This window comes from Enterobacter sp. SECR19-1250, assembly GCF_013391025.1.
Taxonomy (GTDB): Bacteria; Pseudomonadota; Gammaproteobacteria; order Enterobacterales; family Enterobacteriaceae; genus Enterobacter; species Enterobacter cloacae.
In genome coordinates this window covers 1-654 of record NZ_JACASJ010000300.1, presented here as the reverse complement: position 1 = coordinate 654, position 654 = coordinate 1, and the positions used below count along the sequence as shown (strand labels likewise).

Annotated in this window: 1 pseudogene; it reads left to right on the top strand. The window is 46.6% G+C overall.

What is annotated here, in order from left to right:
* Positions 1 to 67: 67 nt before the first annotated feature.
* A pseudogene (locus HX884_RS26705) lies at positions 68 to 654 on the top strand (IS110-like element IS4321 family transposase); the annotation flags it as partial.

The window sequence follows — 654 nt, the reverse complement described above, 5'->3', positions numbered from 1 at the left end:
TAATGAGATGGTCACTCCCTCCTTCCCGGTACTATGCTGAGGACAGGCTTTCATTCGGAGAACTATCATGGAAAACATTGCGCTCATTGGTATCGATCTGGGTAAAAACTCTTTCCATATTCATTGCCAGGATCGTCGCGGGAAGGCTGTTTACCGTAAAAAATTTACCCGGCCAAAGTTGATCGAATTTTTGGCGACATGCCCCGCTACAACCATCGCAATGGAAGCCTGTGGCGGTTCTCACTTTATGGCACGCAAGTTGGAAGAGTTGGGGCATTCCCCAAAGCTGATATCACCACAATTTGTCCGCCCGTTCGTTAAAAGCAATAAAAACGACTTTGTCGACGCCGAAGCTATTTGTGAAGCTGCATCGCGTCCGTCTATGCGTTTTGTGCAGCCCAGAACGGAATCTCAGCAGGCAATGCGGGCTCTGCATCGTGTCCGTGAATCCCTGGTTCAGGATAAGGTAAAAACAACCAATCAAATGCATGCTTTTCTGCTGGAATTTGGCATTAGCGTTCCCCGAGGAGCTGCCGTTATTAGCCGACTGAGTACCATTCTTGAGGATAATAGTTTGCCTCTTTACCTCAGCCAGTTATTGCTGAAATTACAACAGCATTATCACTATCTTGTTGAGCAGATTAAAGATTTGGA